We start from the raw sequence: 19399 nt of genomic DNA, 5'->3' as shown, positions 1-19399 counted from the left end.
GAGGCTCAGGCAGCCGCTTCCTGCTGTTGCTGAACGGTGCGGCTGAGGCGGCGAACCTCCTCGTCGTTGAGCAGGCCGCCGGCGCGCAGCAGGCTGGCGAAGCGGCCATTGCGCAGCGACAGCTCGGTGAAGCCGCCCATCTCGACCACCCTGCCCTTGTCCATGAACACGACCAGATCGGCGTCGCGAACGGTGGTCAGGCGGTGGGCGATGATGAAGGTCGTGCGGTCGCGGCGCAGCTCGTCGATCGCTTCCTTGACGCGGTCCTCGGTCTCGACGTCGAGCGCGCTGGTCGCCTCGTCGAGCACCAGGATCGGTGCGTCCTTCAGCACGGCGCGGGCAATGGCGATGCGCTGACGCTCGCCGCCCGAGAGCTGACCGCCACGTTCGCCAACCACCGTGTCGTAGCCATTGCTCTTGGACAGGATGAAGTCCTGTGCGGCAGCCGCATTGGCGGCGGCATGGATCTCGTCATTGCTTGCATCGGCGCGGCCAACACGGATGTTGTCCTCGATCGAGCGGTTGAGCAGCCCGGCATCCTGGAACACGGTGGCAATCGAATGGCGCACCGACTTGCGGGTCACGGTGCGGGTGTCGATGCCGTCGATCAGGATACGGCCATGGGACGGCGAGAAGACACGCTGCAGCAGGTTGATGAGCGTGGTCTTGCCAGCGCCCGTGGGGCCCACGATGGCGACGGTCTGGCCCGCCTGCACCTCGAAGGACACGTCGTCGATGCCTTGGCCGGAATTGGCGAATTCGAAGCCGACATTCTCGAAGCGGACATGGCCGGTGACGTTGGCAAGATCGCGCAGGCCGTCCGGCTCGGCGGCATCAGCCGCGGAGTCCTCGAGATGGTAGAAATCCTCGAGCTTGGCACGGGCCTCGGAAATCTGGTTTGCGAAAGCCGACATCTGGTCGAGGCGAGCGATCAGCATCGTGGCAAAACCGGTGAAGGCAATGACGTCGCCGACACCCAACTGACCACGAGTGACGAGATAGGAGCCGATCGACAACACGATCAGCATCGAGATTGCCGATGACAGGCGGTGCAAGGCATTGGCCAGCGCCCACCAGTCGAGAACAGGGTTCTGCGCGTCGAGCAGGTTCTTAACGTAGCGGCGCAGCGTATCGGCCTCGTGGCCGAGGCGATTGTAGCTCTGCAGCACCGCAACGTTGCTGACCGAGTCGGTCACATGCGCGAACACCTTGTGGTAGTGGCGCTCGACCGCGGCCTGGCCCGCCTTGGTGCGGCGCATGACCATCCGGCCGATGCCGACATAGAGCAGCCCGAGGCCAAGCAGCACCAGCGACATGCGCAGGTCCATGCTGATCGCGGTCGGGACCAGCAGTACGAGGGCGACAGCCGTGGACAAATGCTGGCGCATGAATTCGAGCCAAAGGCTGAACAGGGTTTCGACGGCGCGCAGCATCGTATGCAGCGCATTGGAGGTGCCGTGCTGATGGTGCCAGGCGAGCGGCATGGTGATCACACGCTCGAAGGACTCGCAAAGCACTTCGCTGCGCCGCGCGTGGGCAAAGCGGTCAGCGCCGCGCGCCACCATGACGAAGGCAACGATGTTGAAGGCTCCGAGACCGGCCCACATGACCAGCGTGGTGAAGACAGAACCACGCTCGGAGATGGCGCCGATGACGCGACCGAACATGATCGGCTCGAGAAGCGCTACGATGGCGAGAGCCACGTTGGCCGAACAGATCAACGCAACGCGTTTCCTGTCCGCCGCCAGATAACCGAGAGCTCGCCAGTAGATTTGCAGAAGGGTCACCCCAGTTACTCCGCCACGCTGTTTATTGTGCACTGCATCATTTTATTCGTACCGGTTGATACGTCGCAAAACAATGGCCGTGTACCCCTTCAGTTCCCCTAGAGCGAACAAAAGATGGCGACGTTCCGAAATCTGCCGTGATCACCTAACGGTTTGAGAAGACAGGTAAAATGTCAGGCATGCGGCGAAATCATGGCAGTTGGCACGTACTGCCACAATTTTAATCAGCAACAATGTCGGGCGGATGACTAAGGCCGAAATCGCCTTTTGGGAAGTATAGAGCGAAACAAAGCTGCAGTGCGCCCTTCCAGGTGAAGGGAGGCCAAACTCTCACTGCTCGTGGCGCCCCTGTCGGACGCCTCAAGCCTTTGATTTCATGCATTCCTCGGTGGCATGTCCTTCAATCGGCAGGCGGCAACGCCGGGCGGGACGGCCTCTCATCCCGCCGTGGCGGCAAAAGTCGCGCCCCGGATCCCAGGCCCGAGCGCATAGTTTTTGAGCAACATGCATCAGGCCGGGATCCTGATGACCACCTCGGCAACTTCGCCGTCCTTCAGTTCGACTGCCGAACCCTTGGTCTTTGCCCCATTCACCTCCAGCGACACGGCCTTGGCCTTATTGTCGCGGATGACGCGAACCTTGAGTTCCGCCCCCAGCATTTTGAGATTTGCCGAGTAGCCGTCCCAGTGGCTCGGCAGCTTCGGCTTGAACTGGACACGCTTGCCGCGCCGCTCGATGCCCAGGATGCCTTCGACAGCAGCCCTGTAGAGCCAGCCGGCAGAGCCGGTGTACCAGGTCCAGCCGCCACGGCCGCCCTTGCCGTTGCCGGCGTTGTCGTCCCCGGCATAGATATCGGCCGCCACGACATAGGGCTCGACACGATAGTGCTCGGCCGTGGCCTCGTCGGTCGCATGGTTGACGGGGTTCAGCATCGAGAAACAGCGATAGGCCTCGTCGACCTGCCCCATCTCGGCAAGCGCGATGACGAACCATGTGGCGGCGTGGGTGTACTGGCCGCCATTCTCGCGCACGCCGGGCGGATAGCTCTTGATGTAACCCGGGTCCTTCTCCGTCTTCGAGAAGGGCGGCGTGAACAGCTTGACGATCTTCAGCTTGTCGTCGACGAGCAGCTTCGTTGCCTGCTCCATCGCGGTCGTCGACCGTGCCGGGTCGCCCTCTCCCGAAAGCACGCTCCAGGACTGGGCGATCGAGTCGATCTTGCACTCCTGCGAGTTGCGGGACCCCAAAGGGGTGCCGTCGTCGAAACTGCCGCGCCGGTACCATTCGCCGTCCCATGCGGTGCTCTCAAGCGCCCGCTTCAGAACATCGGCATGCTTTGCCCAGGCCTGTGCTCGCTTAGCGTCGCCCTCGGCCTTGGCGACGGGGGCGAAATCACCCAGCGTCTTCAGCAGGAACCAGCCGAGCCAGACGCTCTCGCCCTTGCCGTGCTCGCCAACGCGGTTCATGCCGTCGTTCCAGTCGCCGCCGAGGATCAGCGGCAGGCCCGCGGGGCTGCTGCGCTTGATGGCGAGATCGAGCGCACGCGCGCAGTGGTCGTAGAGCGACGCCGTCTTCTTCGAGATTTCCGGGGTGAAGAAGGCATCGTGTTCGCCATCGCCCAGCGGCTGTCCATCGATGAACGCCAATTGCTCCTTGAGGATGGTGGCATCGCCGGTGACCAGCAAATAGCGCGCCGTGGCGTGGGCAAGCCAGACCACGTCATCGGAGATCAGCGTGCGTACGCCAGCACCCGTGCGCGGCAGCCACCAGTGCTGCACGTCGCCTTCGGGGAACTGCCGCCGTGCCGCATTGAGTATCTGGTCGCGCGCCAGTTGCGGGTCATGCGCCAGCAGCGCCAGCGTATCCTGCAACTGGTCGCGGAAGCCGAAGGCACCGCTGGCCTGATAGAAGGCGGAGCGGGCACGGATGCGGCAGGCCAGGCTCTGATAGGGCAGCCAGTGATTGACCATGGCGTCGAGCGCCTTGTCAGGCGTCTCGACCTGGATGGTGTCGAGGAAGCCGCGCCATTCGCGCTCATTGTCGGTCAGCCGCTGGTCGAAGTCCTTGACCTTATGCTCCTGCACCAGCGCGCTCGCCTCCTCGGCGGACTCGGCGTCACCGAGCAGCCAGAGCAGCGTCACGTCGCCGCCAGCCGGGATCTCGACGTCGCGGGCAATCGCCGCGCATGGATCGTCGCCGGCCTCGACACGGCCAGACAGCGCTGCACCACTCAGCACCGCCTGCGGCAGCTCGCTGGAGCCATGCCGGCCCAGGAACTCCGTCCGGTCTGTCGTCACCGAATGAACGCCGCCGTCAGCCGCGAGGAATGCAACGCGCTCGCCGAAATCCAGCCCGTAGGGGTTTTGTGCCAGCAGCGCCCCGCTGGCGGCATCCCGCGACGGGACGATGGTTGCCGCAGTGCGCGACCGGTGCCCGCCGAGCACCCATTCGGCATAGGCATAGACACGCAGCCGCGCCGGCACCGAACCGGAATTCTGGATGCGCAGCCGCGAGATCTTCAGCGGATCGACCGGATCGACGACATGGGTGAGATCCATCGACAATGGTCCGCGCTTCGAGCGGAAGGTCGAGAAACCCTGGCCGTGCCAAGCCTCGTAGGTCATCGTGGGATCGCGCACCACGGCAGCGAGCGGCGAGAATGCCTTGCCGCTGGCCTGATCGTAGATATAGAGGCCCTCGCCCGGCCGGTTCGAGACCGGATCATTCGACCACGGCGTCAACTGGTAGTCGCGGCTGTTTCGGCTCCAGGTGAAGGCAGCGCCCTCGGCGGAGGTATGGAAGCCGAACGAGGCGTTGGAGACGACGTTGATCCACGGCTGCGGCGTCGTGCGGCGGCCGGCCAGGCGCACGACATAATGCCGCCCGTCGCCGTCGAAACCGCCAAAGCCGTTCCACTGGCTGAGACCGCTTCCATCGGCGCTGACATTGGCCACTGCCTGCGAGGCAGGAGTATGCGTCGTGGGTGTCGGCGACGGCAATTCACGCGGAATTGGCAATGCTGCCAGAGCGTCGCGCGCCTGCAGAGCCGCGGCCTCGGCGCGCTCGATCTGGTCGAAGATGGTGCCGTTGCGCGTGTGCAGGACCACCCGGGCGACAGCGAGCAGCGTCTTGTAGGTGGTCTCGTCCATGAGATCGCGGCGCACCGCGAATATGTGCTGGCGAGGTCCGAGCTCCTTGCCGCGCAGGCGGCTGTTTTCGCACAGCGTCTCGACCGCCCGCTGCAGGTCCTGGACATAGGAGGACGCCTGCTCGTTGACGACGACGAAGTCGATCATCATGCCGCGGGTGCGCATATATTCCTGGAAACGCAGCGCCTGGGCAACGATTTCGAGATCGGCGACGTCGCCGATCCTGACCAGGAAGATCGGGAAATCGCCGGAAATGCTTGTCGGCCACAGGCTCGACTGCTTGCCCAGCCCCGAGGCGATGGATTCAGCGGGAAGACGCAGGAACGGATCCGGATAGATCAGATAGCGCGCCAGCTTCTGCACATTGGCGGCATCGGTCAGACTGAGGCCCATATGGCGGGTCTGCACCTGGCTGCGCGTCCAGGCAAGCATGGCCTGGCGGGCAAAGCTCTCCGGATGGTCGAGGCGGGCGATGGCTTCGTCCAGCTCGGTGCGGCCAGCGCCGACGACGGTCCAGAAGGTCAGCGATATCTTCTTGTTGGCCGGCACGCGCACCTGGCGGCGCAGCGAGGCGACGGGATCGAGCGTAAAGCCTGAGTGGCCGCCCAGCCTGGCGCCCGGGTCGAAAGCGGCCGCATCGACGATGGTACGGCCACGGCCGATGAAGGCGCGCCTGTCGGTTTCGGCCTCGGCATCGCGCGCCGATCCGGACGGATCGGTGACGAAATGCACCATGGCGATATCGGGCTCACTGGTCTCGCGCTTGCGCCGCGTGGCGAAGATCGCCGCGTTGTTGGCAGAGATTTCGGTTTCCACGAACATCTTCGAGAAGGCCGGATGCGCGTTGTCGGACGCCTCCAGGCCGAGCACCAGTTCGGCAAAGGAGGTCACTTCGATGTGACGGTCGGACGGACCGTCATTGTAGAGCGTGACCCGACGACCCTCGCCATTGCCTTCCGAGATGACAATGCATTCGACCTCGGAGCGCAACGTGCCCACGGATTTGACGAAGCTCGCCTTGTCGTCGGAGAACAAGGTCTGCGCCTTTTCCTCGGCGGCGCGCTTCGGCTCGGCCGTAGCCGACCACCAATCGCCGGTGCCGGCATCACGCAGGAAGATGTAGGAGCCGAGCCGGTCCTCGATCGGATCCGGCTGCCAGCGTGTGACGGAGAGATCGCCCCAGCGGCTGTAGCCCGAGCCGGTCGCGGTGACCATCACCGAATAGCGGCCGTTCGACATGACGTTGGTCGACCGCAGAGACTGCAGCGGATTGAGCACGATGCGGGTGTCGGGGCTGTCGACTTCGGTCTCGTCCTTGGAGCGTTCGTCGGCCTCGGTCCTGACGGTCGCGGTCGGGATGTCGCGCGGCGCCCTCTCCTGCAGCAAGAGTTCGGCCGATTCGATGACCGGATCGCTGTGGAACCGGTCGCGCATGCGACCTTCGAAGATGGCGTCGGCAACCGCCGCGATCGACATGCCCGAATGGTGGGCCATGTAGTTCTGGACGACGACATGATCCGTGCCTTCCGGCACGCGCTGTGGCGTGAAGTCGACGGCATCGTAGTAGCCGTGGCGGCCAAGCGCCCCGATCTCCCGCAAACGGGCGAGATTCAGCACGGCTTCACGCGGATTGAACTGGGCCGCCAGTATGGTGGCGTAAGGCGCGATCACCGTGTTCTGGCCAAGGCCGCGCTTCAGCCCGAGGCCTGGAACGCCGAAATTTGTGTATTGGTAGGTCAGCTCTCGGTCGCGCGCATTGTAGGCGGCCTCCGAAATGCCCCACGGCACGTTCTTCTGGCGGCCATACTGGATCTGGCGCTTGATGATCAGCTTGCTGGTCTGGTTGAGGATCGAGCCCTGCGGCTCCTTCATCACCAGCGGCGGCATCAGATATTCGAACATCGAGCCGGACCAGGACATCAAGGCGCCCTGGAAACCGATTTCGACGATCGGCCGGCCAAGCCGGAACCAGTGCTCGGTCGGCAGGTCGCCCTTGGCGATGGCGAACAGGCTGGTCAGCCGCGCTTCGGAAGCCAGAAGGTCGTAGCAGCTCTCGTCGAGCTGGTGTTCCTCGACCCGGTAGCCGATCGACAACAGCTTGCGCTCCGGCCGCATCAGGAAGGAGAAATCCATCTCGAAGGCGTAACGGCGCGTGCGCTCGCGCAAGGTGAGCAGCTTGGCACGCAGCGCCTCGACGGCATTGTCGTCGCTGTGCGCGTCATGGACGTGCGCTTCGCAGGTGGCTTCCAGCCTTGCGGCCCAGTCGACGATGACGTCGCTCTGGGGCGACACCGCCTCGGTATGGATGGCGGTGGCCAATTTGCGGATCTCGCCGGCCAGCACAGCCAGGTTGATGGTGCGGATCGACGCCATTTCGGGCTGCGCCTTGATCGTGTCGACAGCGCGCCGCATGCCGTCGAGGCGGTCGGCGAGACGCTGGCGCAGCGGGCGCAACTGACGGCGGTCGTCGGGCAGATCATCGAGGCTTTCGCTGAGGATGGTGACCGTGTCGAGGATGCCTTCGAAATCACCCTGGAGATGGACGGAAGGCGCTTCGGCCCATTCGGCGCAGGCCGCCGCCACCGCCACCAGATGGCCAGCGAGATTGCCGCTGTCGACAGCCGAGATGTAAAGCGGATAGAGCGGCTTCAGTGTCGTCGTGTCGTACCAGTTGAAGAGGTGACCGCGCTCACGCGGCATGCCCTCGATCGTCGCCATGGTGGCGTCGATGCGGGTGATGGCGTCGGACAGGCTGATCCAGCCGAAGTCGCGGGCGGAAACGACGGACAACAGGTAGACGCCGATGTTGGTCGGCGAGGTGCGTGGCGCCACCACCGGCGCCGGGCTTTCCTGAAAATTGTCCGGCGGCAGATGGTGATGTTCTGCCGTCACGAAGCTTTCGAAATAGTGCCACGTGCGCCGCGCCACCGTGCGCAACGTATGGATGTCGGCCTGCGATATGCGCAGCCGATCCTCGGTTTCAGCCGAACGGCTGATCCAGCTGGCGATGGCCGGCGAGCCAATCCAGAACAGGGCGAAGAAGAAGGCGACGAAGGCGCCGGTCGAATCGGCCAACACCGGAATGGCAAGACCGACGAAGCCGATGATCACGGCGCCATACATCATGCCGTAATACGACCCGACATCGTTGTCGCCCGCCTTGTGCGCCTGCGAGGCGGTGCGCCATTCCAAAAGGTTCTGGCGGCTGACGAACAGCCGGTAGAGCGTACGCACGATGGCATCGCCCATCATCCAGGCATTGTGCGCCATCAACACGATCTTCAGCGCCACCATGGCGGTGCCGAAGGCGACGTCGCGCGCCAGGGCCGAGAAATGACCGCGTGGCGTCTGGTCGCCGCTCTTGGGCAGGATGGCGTTGACGATGTCGAATGTCGGCGCCATGAACAGGCTGAGGATCAGCAGGGCCTGCCATTGCGCAGCCTGCGTGAAGGGCAGCAGCGTCCAGCCGGCGATCGCCGCCATCACCCAGAAGATCGGCGTCAGCGAGCGGCGCAGATTGTCGATCATCTTCCAGCGCGACAGCGCCGGCACGCCGGAGCGCGGATCGAGCATGAAGCCGAGCAACTGCCAGTCGCCGCGCGCCCAGCGATGGTGGCGCGAGGCGTCGACCGAGTAGCGGGTCGGATAGTCCTCAACCAGTTCGACGTCGGTGACCAGCGCCGCGCGCGCCAGCGCGCCTTCCAGCAGATCATGGCTGAGGATGGTGTTTTCCTCGATGCGGCCCTGCAGGGCGGCCTCGAAGGCGTCGACGTGATAGAGGCCCTTGCCGGTGAAGGACCCGTCGCCGAAGACGTCCTGGTAGAGATCGGACACGGCAAAGACATAAGGGTCGAGGCCGCGATTGGCCGAAAACACCCGCTGGAAGAACGACGCATCGTCGCCTGATGTCAGCGACGCGGTGATGCGCGGCTGCAGGATCGCGTAGCCGGCGGTGACGACGCGCTTGCTGGCATCGAAATGCGGCCGGTTGAGCGGGTGGCAGAGCTTGCCTACGAGGGTGGCGACCGCGTCACGGGTGGTGCGCGTGTCGGCATCGAGCGTCATCACATGGACGACGTTCTCCGGCAGCGGCACGTCGAGCGGCAGGAACGTGGTGTCGCTGTCGCCGCGCAGCAGAAGGTCGAGCTCGTGCAGCTTGCCGCGCTTGCGCTCCCAGCCCATCCAGGCCCCTTGCGCCGCATTGAAGAGCCGGCGCCGGTGCAGGATGTAGAAACGCGGCGCGCCTTCGGAGGGATAGCGGGCGTTGAGACGGGCGATTTCGGTACGGGCGAATTCGAGAATTTCGGTGTCCGCCGCATCGATCTCGGTCTTCGAGTCTGGCCAGTCCGACAGCAGCGCGAAATGGATTTCATCGGCAGTGTTGGCGAGATGATGCACCTCGATATTGCGGATGTTTTCCTCGACATCGTCGCGCGAGCCGATCAGCGACGGCACCACCACCAGCGTGCGAGCCTCGGGCGGAACGCCGTGTCGGTAATCGTAGCCGACGAGACGCGTCGGTTTCAGGAACAGCGATACGACCGTGTTGAAGAAGGCGAGCGCGCCCTCGCTGGCCGGCACGGCAAAAAGCGCCAACATCAGGACGATCGAGGGCACCGACAGGCCGAGATTGGCAAGCGCGTTGCCGGAGAGGACGAGAAGCAGGGCCGTCAGCGCAAACACCGGTACGACGATGCCGAGCCACCCGGTCTTGCGGAAGGCACGCTTGACTGTCTGGCTGATGGTGGGCCGATAGCCGATCGCCTTCTCCAGCTCCAGCCGGCGTGGGCCGACGAGAAAGAAGCCGACATCGGTGTGGGCGGACCCGGTTAAAACGACGTCGCCGTCACCATCGCTGGCGGCGTGGCCGGCCAACTCGATGGCCATCTCGGCAACGCGATATTCCGAAAGGTTCGAGCGGCGCGCCAATTCCTCGATCGCGGTCCGGTACTGATCGCGCGAGAAGAAGTCGAGCGCGGCGAAATCGGTGCGCTCGCGCAGCACGGTGTCGATGCGGCTGACGCCTTCGAACCAAACCGTCCAGTCGACGTCGTTGATGAGGCGCAGGCCGCGGATGATGTTGCCCGTCGTCACATTGCCGCTGGACAGCGTGTGATGTTCGGAAATGATGATTTCCTCGGCATCGGAGCCGGTCTTTTCGAGCTCGCCTTCCAGCCATTCCAGAGCCTTGCCGGCATTCTGCGATCCATCGCGCAAGCGATAGAGCAACTGGGTGGCGAAGGTGGTGTCCTGCGCGTGGGCGCTGAAATTGGACAGGATCGACTGCCGGTCGGCGCTGTCGTCGGTAGCCAGTACCTTGTCGGCCACATCGTTGGCGATCTGGCGCATCTGGCGGGTGCGATTGACCCGGACGGCCAGCCGGCGGAGATTTTCGATCAGGACGAAGCGCAACAGCGAAGGCAGCGCCCAGAGTTCGCCGATCTTCAGCGGCTCGACCGACTGAAAACCCTGGACGATGGATTTGAACATCGTCGCCGAAACGGAACTGTCCGAATGCGCCACATAGGTCCAGGCCAGCGCCAGCGCGCGCGGCACAGTGCCGTTGTCAGGCAGTTTCAGCGTCGGCAACTGACGATAGAAGCGGCGCGGCAGGTCGCGCTTGACCTGGAAAATGGTCTCTTCGACCAGGTAATTGTTGTCGAGCAGCCATTGTGCCGCCGGCGTGATCGTCTCGCCCCTCGCCTGCGCCGCATTGGTCGACCGGTAGACTTCCAAAATCTTCTTGGCGCTGTCGCGGACACGCGCCTGAAAATCGAAGGGCGTCAGGCCGAACAGATCGGTGAGGTCGCCTTTTGCCAGGCTTTCGCCAAGCAGCCGAAGGCGCTCTTCGGGCAGGTAATTGGAGCGAATCGGCTCTTCCGTGATGGCCGGGAAGCTCGCGCTTGTCTTCTCGATTTGGGCAGGATTCGTCTGAATATTCATTGAAAATTCCGTAAGCGGGCACTGAGCGGCGTCACCGCCACGGCAATGGCCCTAAAACCGGTTCAAATGCAATTGGTTGCATAAACCCCACTTGCCGAAAGTTTGTTTCCGCACCACGACAGGCGTCGTCTCTCAGCAAAACTCAAAGACAAGCACCCCACTTCCCGCCAGGCCAGATCGGCGGAGAGGATTCAGGCTTTTTCGTGATGCCGCCAGCAGCTTACGCTATATTTCGCCGGTGCCGCGATCATGTTTGGAAACAAGCGTTAATCGTTGCCGGCAATGGCGCCGATCCGGATCACGAACAGCGTTGCCTCATGGGCGGGTTGGACGAGCAGGCCGGTGCTGACCGGACCGGACAGCAGCGTGTCGAGCGGACCGAGGCGGACCGGTTCAGCGGCGGGCACGCTGACGTCGCCCTCCAAGCATAGGATGAGCGTTGTGCCGGCTTCAGTCCGGACTTCCACGGGGGCCGAAATCACCAGGCGTTCGACCGAATGCGTCACCCGGCTTCGGCGGGTCATGACATTGAGATCGGTGATCGGCCCGCCGATCAGTGCAGCCGAGGTCTGCACGTCGGCAGGGAAAGAAAACAGGGCCGTCGTCCTGTTTATGGATGTCGGCGGGTGGCCGGCAATCTCAAGGACGATGCCCTCGCCTTCGAGCACGGCAAGGGTGCGATCGATCCCGGCAAATTGCGAGAAAGGACCGCTCAGTTCGACGCGCGCCATCGAGACGCGCCAGTCGAAGTCGTCGAGACCGGCACCCGAGGGCGAAACGGCGATTTCCGTCGTCACGCCGCCGCCGTTCTTCCACGGCATCGACCGGTATTCGGCTGCCCGCAGGATGCGCATCGGTTCAGCCAATCAGCCGAGAATGCCGGGCAAATTGAGCTGGTGCTCCTTGGCGCATTCGATGGCGACGTCGTAGCCGGCATCGGCATGGCGCATGACACCGGTCGCCGGATCGTTCCACAACACCCGCTCCAGGCGCCTTGCGGCGTCCGGCGTGCCGTCGGCGACGATGACCATGCCGGCGTGCTGCGAGAAACCCATGCCGACGCCGCCGCCATGGTGCAGCGACACCCAGGTGGCGCCGGACGCCGTGTTGAGCAACGCGTTGAGCAGCGGCCAATCGGACACAGCGTCCGAGCCGTCCTTCATGGATTCCGTTTCGCGGTTTGGCGAGGCGACCGAGCCGGAATCGAGGTGATCGCGGCCGATGACGACAGGCGCCTTCAGCTCACCCTTGGCCACCATCTCGTTGAAAGCGAGTCCGAGCCTGTGGCGGTCGCCAAGGCCGACCCAGCAGATGCGCGCCGGCAGGCCCTGGAAGGCGATGCGCTCGCGCGCCATGTCGAGCCAATTGTGCAGATGGGTGTTGCCGGGCGTCAGTTCGCGCACCTTGGCGTCGGTCTTGTAGATATCCTCAGGATCGCCGGAAAGGGCTGCCCAGCGGAACGGCCCGATGCCACGGCAGAACAGCGGGCGGATATAGGCCGGCACGAAGCCGGGGAAGGCAAAGGCGTTCTCGAACCCCTCCTCCTTGGCCACCTGGCGGATGTTGTTGCCGTAGTCGAGCGTCGGCACGCCGGCGTTCCAGAACGCCACCATCGCCTCGACATGTTCGCGCATGGAGGCGCGGGCTGCCTTCTCGACTTCCTTGGGGTCGCTGACGCGCTTCTCGCGCCACTCGGCCATCGTCCAGCCCTTCGGCAGGTAGCCGTTGATGGGATCATGCGCCGAGGTCTGGTCGGTGACCATATCGGGGCGAATGCCACGCCGGAACATTTCCGGGACGATCTCGGCCGTATTGCCAAGCAGGCCGACCGATTTCGCCTCGCCGGCCTTGGTCCAGCGTTCGATCTTTTCCAGCGCCTCGTCGAGCGTGTCGGCGCGCTCGTCGACGTAGCGGGTGCGCAGGCGGAAATCGATCGAGTCCGGGTTGCATTCGATCGCCAGGCAGCAGGCGCCGGCCATGACGGCGGCGAGCGGCTGGGCGCCACCCATGCCGCCGAGACCGCCGGTCAGTATCCATTTTCCCTTGAGATTGCCGCCATAGTGCTGGCGGCCGGCCTCGACGAAGGTCTCGTAGGTGCCTTGCACGATGCCTTGCGTGCCGATGTAGATCCACGAGCCGGCCGTCATCTGGCCGTACATCATCAGGCCCTTCTTATCGAGCTCGTTGAACTTTTCCCAATTCGCCCAGTGCGGCACCAAATTGGAGTTGGCGATCAGCACGCGCGGGGCGTCCGGGTGGGTCCGGAACACGCCAACCGGCTTGCCGGACTGGACCAGCAAAGTCTCGTCATCGGCCAGCGTCCTCAAGGAGGCGACGATGCGGTCGAAGTCGTTCCAGGTGCGCGCCGCCCGGCCGATGCCGCCATAGACGACCAGCTCGTTGGGATTTTCTGCAACATCCGGGTCGAGATTGTTCATCAGCATGCGCAGCGGCGCTTCCGTCAGCCAGGAGCGCGCGCTGATTTCGGTGCCGCGCGGGCTGCGGACTTCGCGGATGTTGTGGCGAGGATTGTTCATGGCGTCACTCCATAAAGGACCTGATGTCAGACGCGCGCCCAGGATGTCGCGGTCTCGAGGATTTTCCGCAGCGTGGCGCGGATCGGTGCTGCGAACTCGGCGTCATAGGGCACCGGCCAATTGTCCGGCGTACCCTTGCCATCTGGCTCGCGCATATAGCCGCGGTTGGAGAGTTCCATCTGCAGCGCATGCACGCCTTGTTGCGGCTGGCCGAAATGGCGTGTGATCCAGCCGCCCTTGAAGCGGCCGTTGATGACAAAGGTTTCACCGGTTTCGGCCATGATCTGGCCGACCATCGCCTGCAGCGTCGGATCGGCGCTCCTGCCGTCATTGGTGCCGAGGTTGAAAACCGGCAGCGTGCCTTCAAACAGGCGCGGCAGCACTGAACGGATCGAGTGGCAGTCATAGAGGACGATCTTTTCGTGCAGGCCACGCAACCGGTCGATCTCGACCTGCAAGGCGGCATGGTAGGGCACGAAGAATTTCTCGCGACGCTCGTCGATCTCCGACGGCCCCGGTTCTTCGCCCTCGCGATAGAGCGGATCGCCATCGAAAGTCTCGGTCGGGCAAAGGCCGGTCGTCGCCTGGCCGGGGTAAAGCGAGGCGCCGGAGGGATCGCGGTTGACGTCGATGACGGTGCGCGAGATCGCGGTGTGCACCACCGTCGCCCCGAGGCCGGCAGCAAAGTCATAGAGATTATCGATCCACCAATCGCAGTCGCGGCGGCCGAGCCAGGGCGAGACCAGCCGATTCTCAAGGCCGGCGAGGTCGATGCCGGTGTGCGGGATCGACACCAGCAACGGCGCTGTGCCGGGCGTGACCGTCAGCCAGGGCGCGCTTGCCATCACATCGCTCCGGAAACCGACGGCAGAGCCACGCCGCCGGCGGCCTCGATGGCCGCACCGCTGCGCACCATGGCGATGGCTTTTTCCATATCGGGGTGGAAATGGCGGTCATTGTCGAGATGCGGCACTTCGGCCCGGACCAGCTTGCGCACTGCCTCCAGGGCGTCGCTCGAGGCCAGCGGCGCATGGAAATCGCAGCCTTGGGCCGCGGCCAGCAATTCGATGCCGATCACGGCGGTGGCGTTCTCGACCATCCCGATCAGCCGGCGCGCACCGTGCGCGGCCATCGAAACATGGTCTTCCTGGTTTGCCGAGGTGGGGATCGAATCGACGCTGGCCGGATAGGCTTTCTGCTTGTTCTCCGAAACGAGCGCCGCCGCCGTCACCTGCGGGATCATGAAGCCGGAGTTCAGGCCGGGCTTCGGCGTCAGGAAGGCCGGCATGCCGGACAGCGCCGGATCGACAAGCATGGCGATGCGGCGTTCCGACAGCGAACCGATTTCGCAGATGGCGAGCGCGATCATGTCGGCGGCGAAGGCCACCGGCTCGGCGTGGAAATTGCCGCCGGAAAGCGCGGTGTCATCCTCGGCGAAGATCAGCGGATTGTCGGTGACGCCATTGGCTTCGGTGCCCAGCGTGTCGGCCGCCTGGCGCAGCACGGTGAGTGCAGCGCCCATCACCTGCGGCTGGCAGCGCAGGCAATACGGATCCTGCACGCGTTCGTCGCCAACCCGATGCGATTCACGGATGGCGCTGCCGGCCATCAGATTGCGCAGGGCGTCGGCCGTCTCGATCTGGCCGGGATGCTTTCTCAGCACATGGATGCGCGGATCGAAGGGGGCGTCGGACCCTTTTGCCGCGTCGGTCGACAGGGCACCGGCGACCAGCGCCGATTGGTAGAGCACTTCGGCCTCGAACAAGGCGGCCAGCGCATAGGCGGTCGAAAACTGGGTGCCGTTGAGCAGCGCCAGGCCCTCCTTGGCGCCCAGCGTCACCGGTTCCAATCCATGCGAGACGAAGGCGACCTTGGCCGGGAAACGGCCATGCGGGGTGAAGCATTCGCCGACGCCGATCATCACCGCCGTCATGTGCGACAGCGGGGCGAGGTCGCCGGAGGCGCCGACGGAACCTTGCGCCGGCACCACCGGGATGACGTCGTTGGCCAGCATTGCTTCCAGCAATTCGATGGTTTGCGGCCGCACGCCCGACGCGCCCTGCGCCAGGCTGGCGAGCTTCAGCGCCATCATCAGCCTGCAGACAGCAACCGGCATCGGCTCGCCAACGCCGGCGGCGTGCGACAGGACGATGTTGCGCTGCAAGGTCTCGAGATCCTCGGCCGGGATGCGGACGCTGGCCAGTTTGCCGAAGCCGGTGTTGATGCCATAGACCGGCTCGCCCTTGGCAACGATCCTGGCGACAGCCTCGGCGCTCGCCTTGATCTTTGGCCGGCAGGCATTGTCCAGCTTGGGCACGGCGCCACGATAGATGGCGCGCCAGTCGGCCAGCGTCGCATTGCCGGGCTTCAGGGTCAGTTCGGTCATTGTCCTCTCCAGATGCGGGCATGCAGTGGGTTGAAGCCCATGCGATAGACGAGTTCGGCGGGGCGCTCGATGTCCCAGATCGCCAGGTCGGCGGATTTTCCGGCTTCCAGCGTGCCGGTTTCACCCAGCAAACCAAGCGCGCGGGCGGCCTCGCGGGTGACGCCGGCGAGGCATTCATCGACCGTCAGGCCGAACAGGGTCGCGGCCATGTTCATGGTCAGAAGCAGCGAGGTCAGCGGCGAAGTGCCGGGATTGTTGTCGGTGGCGACAGCCATCTTGACGCCGTGCTGGCGAAACAGGCCGATCGGCGGCTTCTTGGTTTCGCGAATGAAATAGTAGGCGCCGGGCAAGATCGTCGCCACGGTTCCGGCCTTGGCCATCGCCGCTGCACCGGCATCATCGGTGTATTCGAGATGGTCGGCCGACAGCGCACCGTAACGGGCGGCGAGTTCGGCGCCATGCAGGTTGGACAGCTGGTCGGCATGGAGCTTGACCGGCAGGCCTGCTGCTTTGGCCGCATCGAAGACGCGCGCCATCTGTTCCGGCGAAAAGGCGATGCCTTCGCAGAAACCGTCGACGGCATCGGCCAGCCCCTCGGCGGCAACCGATGGAAGAATCTTATTGGCGACCAGATCGATAAAGTAGTCCTTGTCGCCCTTGGCTTCCGGCGGCAGCGCGTGAGCGCCGAGGAAGGTCGTGCGGATCGTCACCGGCCGCTGGTTGCCCAACTGCCGTGCGGCACGCAGCGACTTCTTCTCGTTTTCGAGGTCGAGGCCATAGCCGGACTTGATCTCGACGGTGGTCACGCCTTCGGCGATCAGCGCATCGAGGCGCGGCAGCGATTGAGTGACCAGTTCATCTTCGCTGGCGGCGCGCAAGGATTTGACCGACGAAACAATGCCGCCGCCGGCCCGGGCGACCTCTTCATAGGTGGCGCCGGCCAGCCGCATCTCGAATTCGTTGGCGCGGTTGCCGGCATGGACCAGATGGGTGTGGCAGTCGATCAGGCCAGGCGTGATCCAGCGGCCCTCGCAATCGACCGTCTCGGCGCCCTGGGCAAGTGTTGGGGGCAGCTCCGACTCGAGGCCGGCATAGACAATGCGGCCGTCACGCGCAGCGACCGCGCCATGTTCGACAACCCCTAGTCGGGCCGACCCTTCGGCCATGGTCGCGAGCCGCGCATTGCGCCACAGACGAAGATCCCCTGCCCGGCTTTTGTTCTGTCCAGCCATCATCTTTTCCGTTTCAATCGATGACGATTATGTATATACATATTGAAACGCACTGCAAGTGCCATCATCGCATGAGAGACAGAGAACCGGAGAGAAAAGTGGCAGCGATCTTTGCGGAACAGGCGCTCCTTCCCGATGGCTGGCGCGATAATGTGCGGCTCACCCTGGCCGAGGGACGCATCACGGCCGTTCAGCCTGGCGCCGCAGCGGCAGCCGGCGACGAACGCCACGCGATCCTGTTGCCCGGCATGCCCAATTTGCACAGCCACGCCTTCCAGCGCGGCATGGCCGGCCTTGCCGAACTTCGCGGCCCCTCCGCCGACAGTTTCTGGAGCTGGCGCGAGGTGATGTACCGCTTTGCCCTGTCGATGACGCCCGATCAGGTCGAGGCGGTTGCAGCACAACTCTATGTCGAGATGCTGGAGGCCGGGTTTTCCCGCGTCGGCGAGTTTCACTATCTGCATCACGACCGCGATGGAAAATCCTACGCCAATCTTGCCGAGATGGCCGAGCGCATCGCGGCGGCGGCCGGCGAAACAGGTATCGGCCTGACGCTTTTGCCGGTGTTTTATGCGCACTCGTCTTTCGGCGGCGCCGCGCCAAACCAAGGCCAGCGGCGATTCATCAACGATGTGAATCGGTTCTCGCGGCTTGTTGAGAAATGCCGCGAATTGGTTCGCGCGTTGAATCAGGCTGTCGTCGGCGTCGCTCCGCACAGTTTGCGTGCCGCGACGCCGCAGGAGCTAGCCGAAGTCGCCGCGCTGGCGCCGGAGGGGCCGATTCACATCCATATCGCCGAGCAAGTGAAAGAGGTCGAGGACTGTCTTGCCTGGTCCGGCGCGAGGCCCGTGGAGTTTTTGCTCGCCAATGCCAAGGTCGACAAGCGCTGGTGCCTGATCCACGCCACGCACATGACCGATGCGGAAACCGTTGCCATGGCCAGGAGCGGTGCCATCGCCGGTCTTTGCCCGATCACCGAGGCCAATCTCGGTGACGGCACTTTTGCCGCGCCGCTGTTCAGGGAACATGGCGGCCGCTATGGCGTCGGCTCCGATTCCAACGTGCTCATCGGCCTGCCCGACGAATTGCGCCAGCTCGAATATTCACAGCGCCTCGCCCACCGCGCCCGCAATGTGCTGGCGGTCGCCGGCGGCTCGACCGGCCGGGCGCTGTTCGATGCCGCGCTGGACGGGGGCAGCGTCGCCCTTGGCGCCGGCATCTCGCAGATCGCCGCCGGCGCATCCGCCGATCTCGTCTCGCTCGATCCCAAAAATCCCTCGCTGGCCGGCAAGAGCGGCGACGCGATCCTGGACGCCTGGATCTTCGCCAATGGCGGCAAGGTCGACTGCGTCTGGGTGCATGGGCTCAAGCAGGTCAGCGGCGGCAGGCATGTGAAGCGAGAGGCTATCGCCGAGCGGTTTCGCAGCGTGATGACGGCGCTTTCGGCATGAGCATGGCCGGCACAGTGGTAGCGGACGGTGGCGGCTCGCTGCACCAGCGCATCCTGACCGACATCAGTGAGAAGATCACGTCCGGCGCCTGGGCGCCCGGCCATCGCATCCCGTTCGAGCACGAACTGAGCGTGCAATACAATTGCTCGCGCATGACGGTGAACAAGGCGCTGTCACAGCTTGCCAAGGCCGGGCTGATCGAACGTCGCCGCCGCTCAGGCAGCTTTGTGCGCCGGCCGCAGTCGCAAGCGGCGGTGCTGGAAATCCACGATATCCGCATCGAGGTCGAAGCGCTCGGCCTGCCTTACCGCTACGAGCGCGTCGCTCGGCACAAAAGGCGCAGCAGCGCCGAGGATCGGGCCTCGCTGGAATTGGGCTTGGCCGGACCGGTTCTGGCGCTGGAATGCGGGCATTTCGCCGGCGAGCGGCCGTTCGCGCATGAGCAGCGGCTGATCAACCTCACCGCCGTGCCTGAAGCAGCCGATGAGGAATTCCTGGCCATAGCGCCAGGGCCATGGCTGATCGGCCGCGTGCCGTGGAGCGAAGCCGAACACCGGATTCGCGCTGTCGCCGCCGACAGGCATATAGCGGCCGCACTCGACATCGAAGCCGGCGCGCCGTGCCTGGTGGTCGAGCGGCGGACATGGAGCGCCGAGCATCCGGTCACCCATGTGCGCTTTACCTACGCGGCCGAGAGCCACACGCTGGTGGCAAGGTTCAGGCCGCAGGGGTAGTCTTTCTTCACCCTCCCCCTTGTGGGGAGGGTCGGCGAGCCGGCATTGCGAAGCAATGGTGGCGAAACGGGGTGGGGGTGCGGCGCCGGGGGGGGGGGGGGGGCCGGGGCGGCGGGGGGGGGGCGCGCGCCCCCCCGGCGCGGACGACACGACAAGGCCACAGGAAGAAAAGATAGATAA

The 19399-nt window shown here is 64.5% G+C and carries 9 protein-coding genes; 2 read left to right on the top strand and 7 right to left on the bottom strand.

Annotated features, from left to right (window positions below):
• Nucleotides 1-5 precede the first annotated feature (5 nt).
• The 7 genes from AC0L2U_RS26475 to hutI all read right to left on the bottom strand — a co-directional run bounded on the left by AC0L2U_RS26475 (nucleotide 6) and on the right by hutI (nucleotide 17034).
• Nucleotides 6-1787: a glucan ABC transporter ATP-binding protein/ permease gene (locus AC0L2U_RS26475; protein WP_127267279.1), complete on the bottom strand. Its 1782-nt coding sequence runs from the start codon at nucleotides 1785-1787 to the stop codon at nucleotides 6-8.
• 509 nt (nucleotides 1788-2296) lie between these two features.
• Entirely contained in the window at nucleotides 2297-10879 is an 8583-nt protein-coding gene (locus AC0L2U_RS26470; RefSeq protein ID WP_473602864.1) for a glycoside hydrolase family 94 protein, read from the bottom strand.
• Nucleotides 10880-11145: 266 nt separating this feature from the next.
• A complete protein-coding gene (locus tag AC0L2U_RS26465) occupies nucleotides 11146-11733 on the bottom strand; it encodes a HutD/Ves family protein (RefSeq protein WP_128362688.1) in 588 nt (195 codons plus the stop codon).
• Nucleotides 11734-11745: 12 nt separating this feature from the next.
• Nucleotides 11746-13416 (bottom strand): urocanate hydratase, encoded by a 1671-nt coding sequence (gene hutU, locus AC0L2U_RS26460; protein WP_292693406.1) that lies wholly within the window; start codon nucleotides 13414-13416, stop codon nucleotides 11746-11748.
• 26 nt (nucleotides 13417-13442) lie between these two features.
• Entirely contained in the window at nucleotides 13443-14261 is an 819-nt protein-coding gene (gene hutG, locus AC0L2U_RS26455; RefSeq protein ID WP_127810735.1) for an N-formylglutamate deformylase, read from the bottom strand.
• Nucleotides 14261-15802 (bottom strand): histidine ammonia-lyase, encoded by a 1542-nt coding sequence (gene hutH / locus AC0L2U_RS26450; protein ID WP_127810736.1) that lies wholly within the window; start codon nucleotides 15800-15802, stop codon nucleotides 14261-14263. The genes hutG and hutH overlap by 1 nt, the downstream gene beginning before the upstream one ends.
• The gene (gene hutI, locus AC0L2U_RS26445) at nucleotides 15799-17034 is read right to left on the bottom strand and encodes an imidazolonepropionase (protein WP_128289346.1); all 1236 of its coding nucleotides are present in this window, start codon (nucleotides 17032-17034) and stop codon (nucleotides 15799-15801) included. Before hutI ends, hutH begins: the two co-directional genes overlap by 4 nt.
• Nucleotides 17035-17132: 98 nt before the next feature.
• Between hutI and AC0L2U_RS26440 the strand changes: the two genes are divergently transcribed.
• Both AC0L2U_RS26440 and hutC read left to right on the top strand, forming a co-directional pair.
• Nucleotides 17133-18485: a formimidoylglutamate deiminase gene (locus tag AC0L2U_RS26440; RefSeq protein WP_473602863.1), complete on the top strand. Its 1353-nt coding sequence runs from the start codon at nucleotides 17133-17135 to the stop codon at nucleotides 18483-18485.
• Nucleotides 18482-19219, top strand: a complete 738-nt coding sequence (hutC, locus tag AC0L2U_RS26435; protein WP_473602862.1) for a histidine utilization repressor — start codon at nucleotides 18482-18484, stop codon at nucleotides 19217-19219. Before AC0L2U_RS26440 ends, hutC begins: the two co-directional genes overlap by 4 nt.
• Nucleotides 19220-19399 lie beyond the last annotated feature (180 nt).

The sequence above is a fragment of the Mesorhizobium sp. WSM4808 genome (assembly GCF_055811675.1).
The sequence above is the reverse complement of the archived record's forward strand: the minus strand, read 5'-3'. Positions and strand labels throughout refer to the sequence as shown.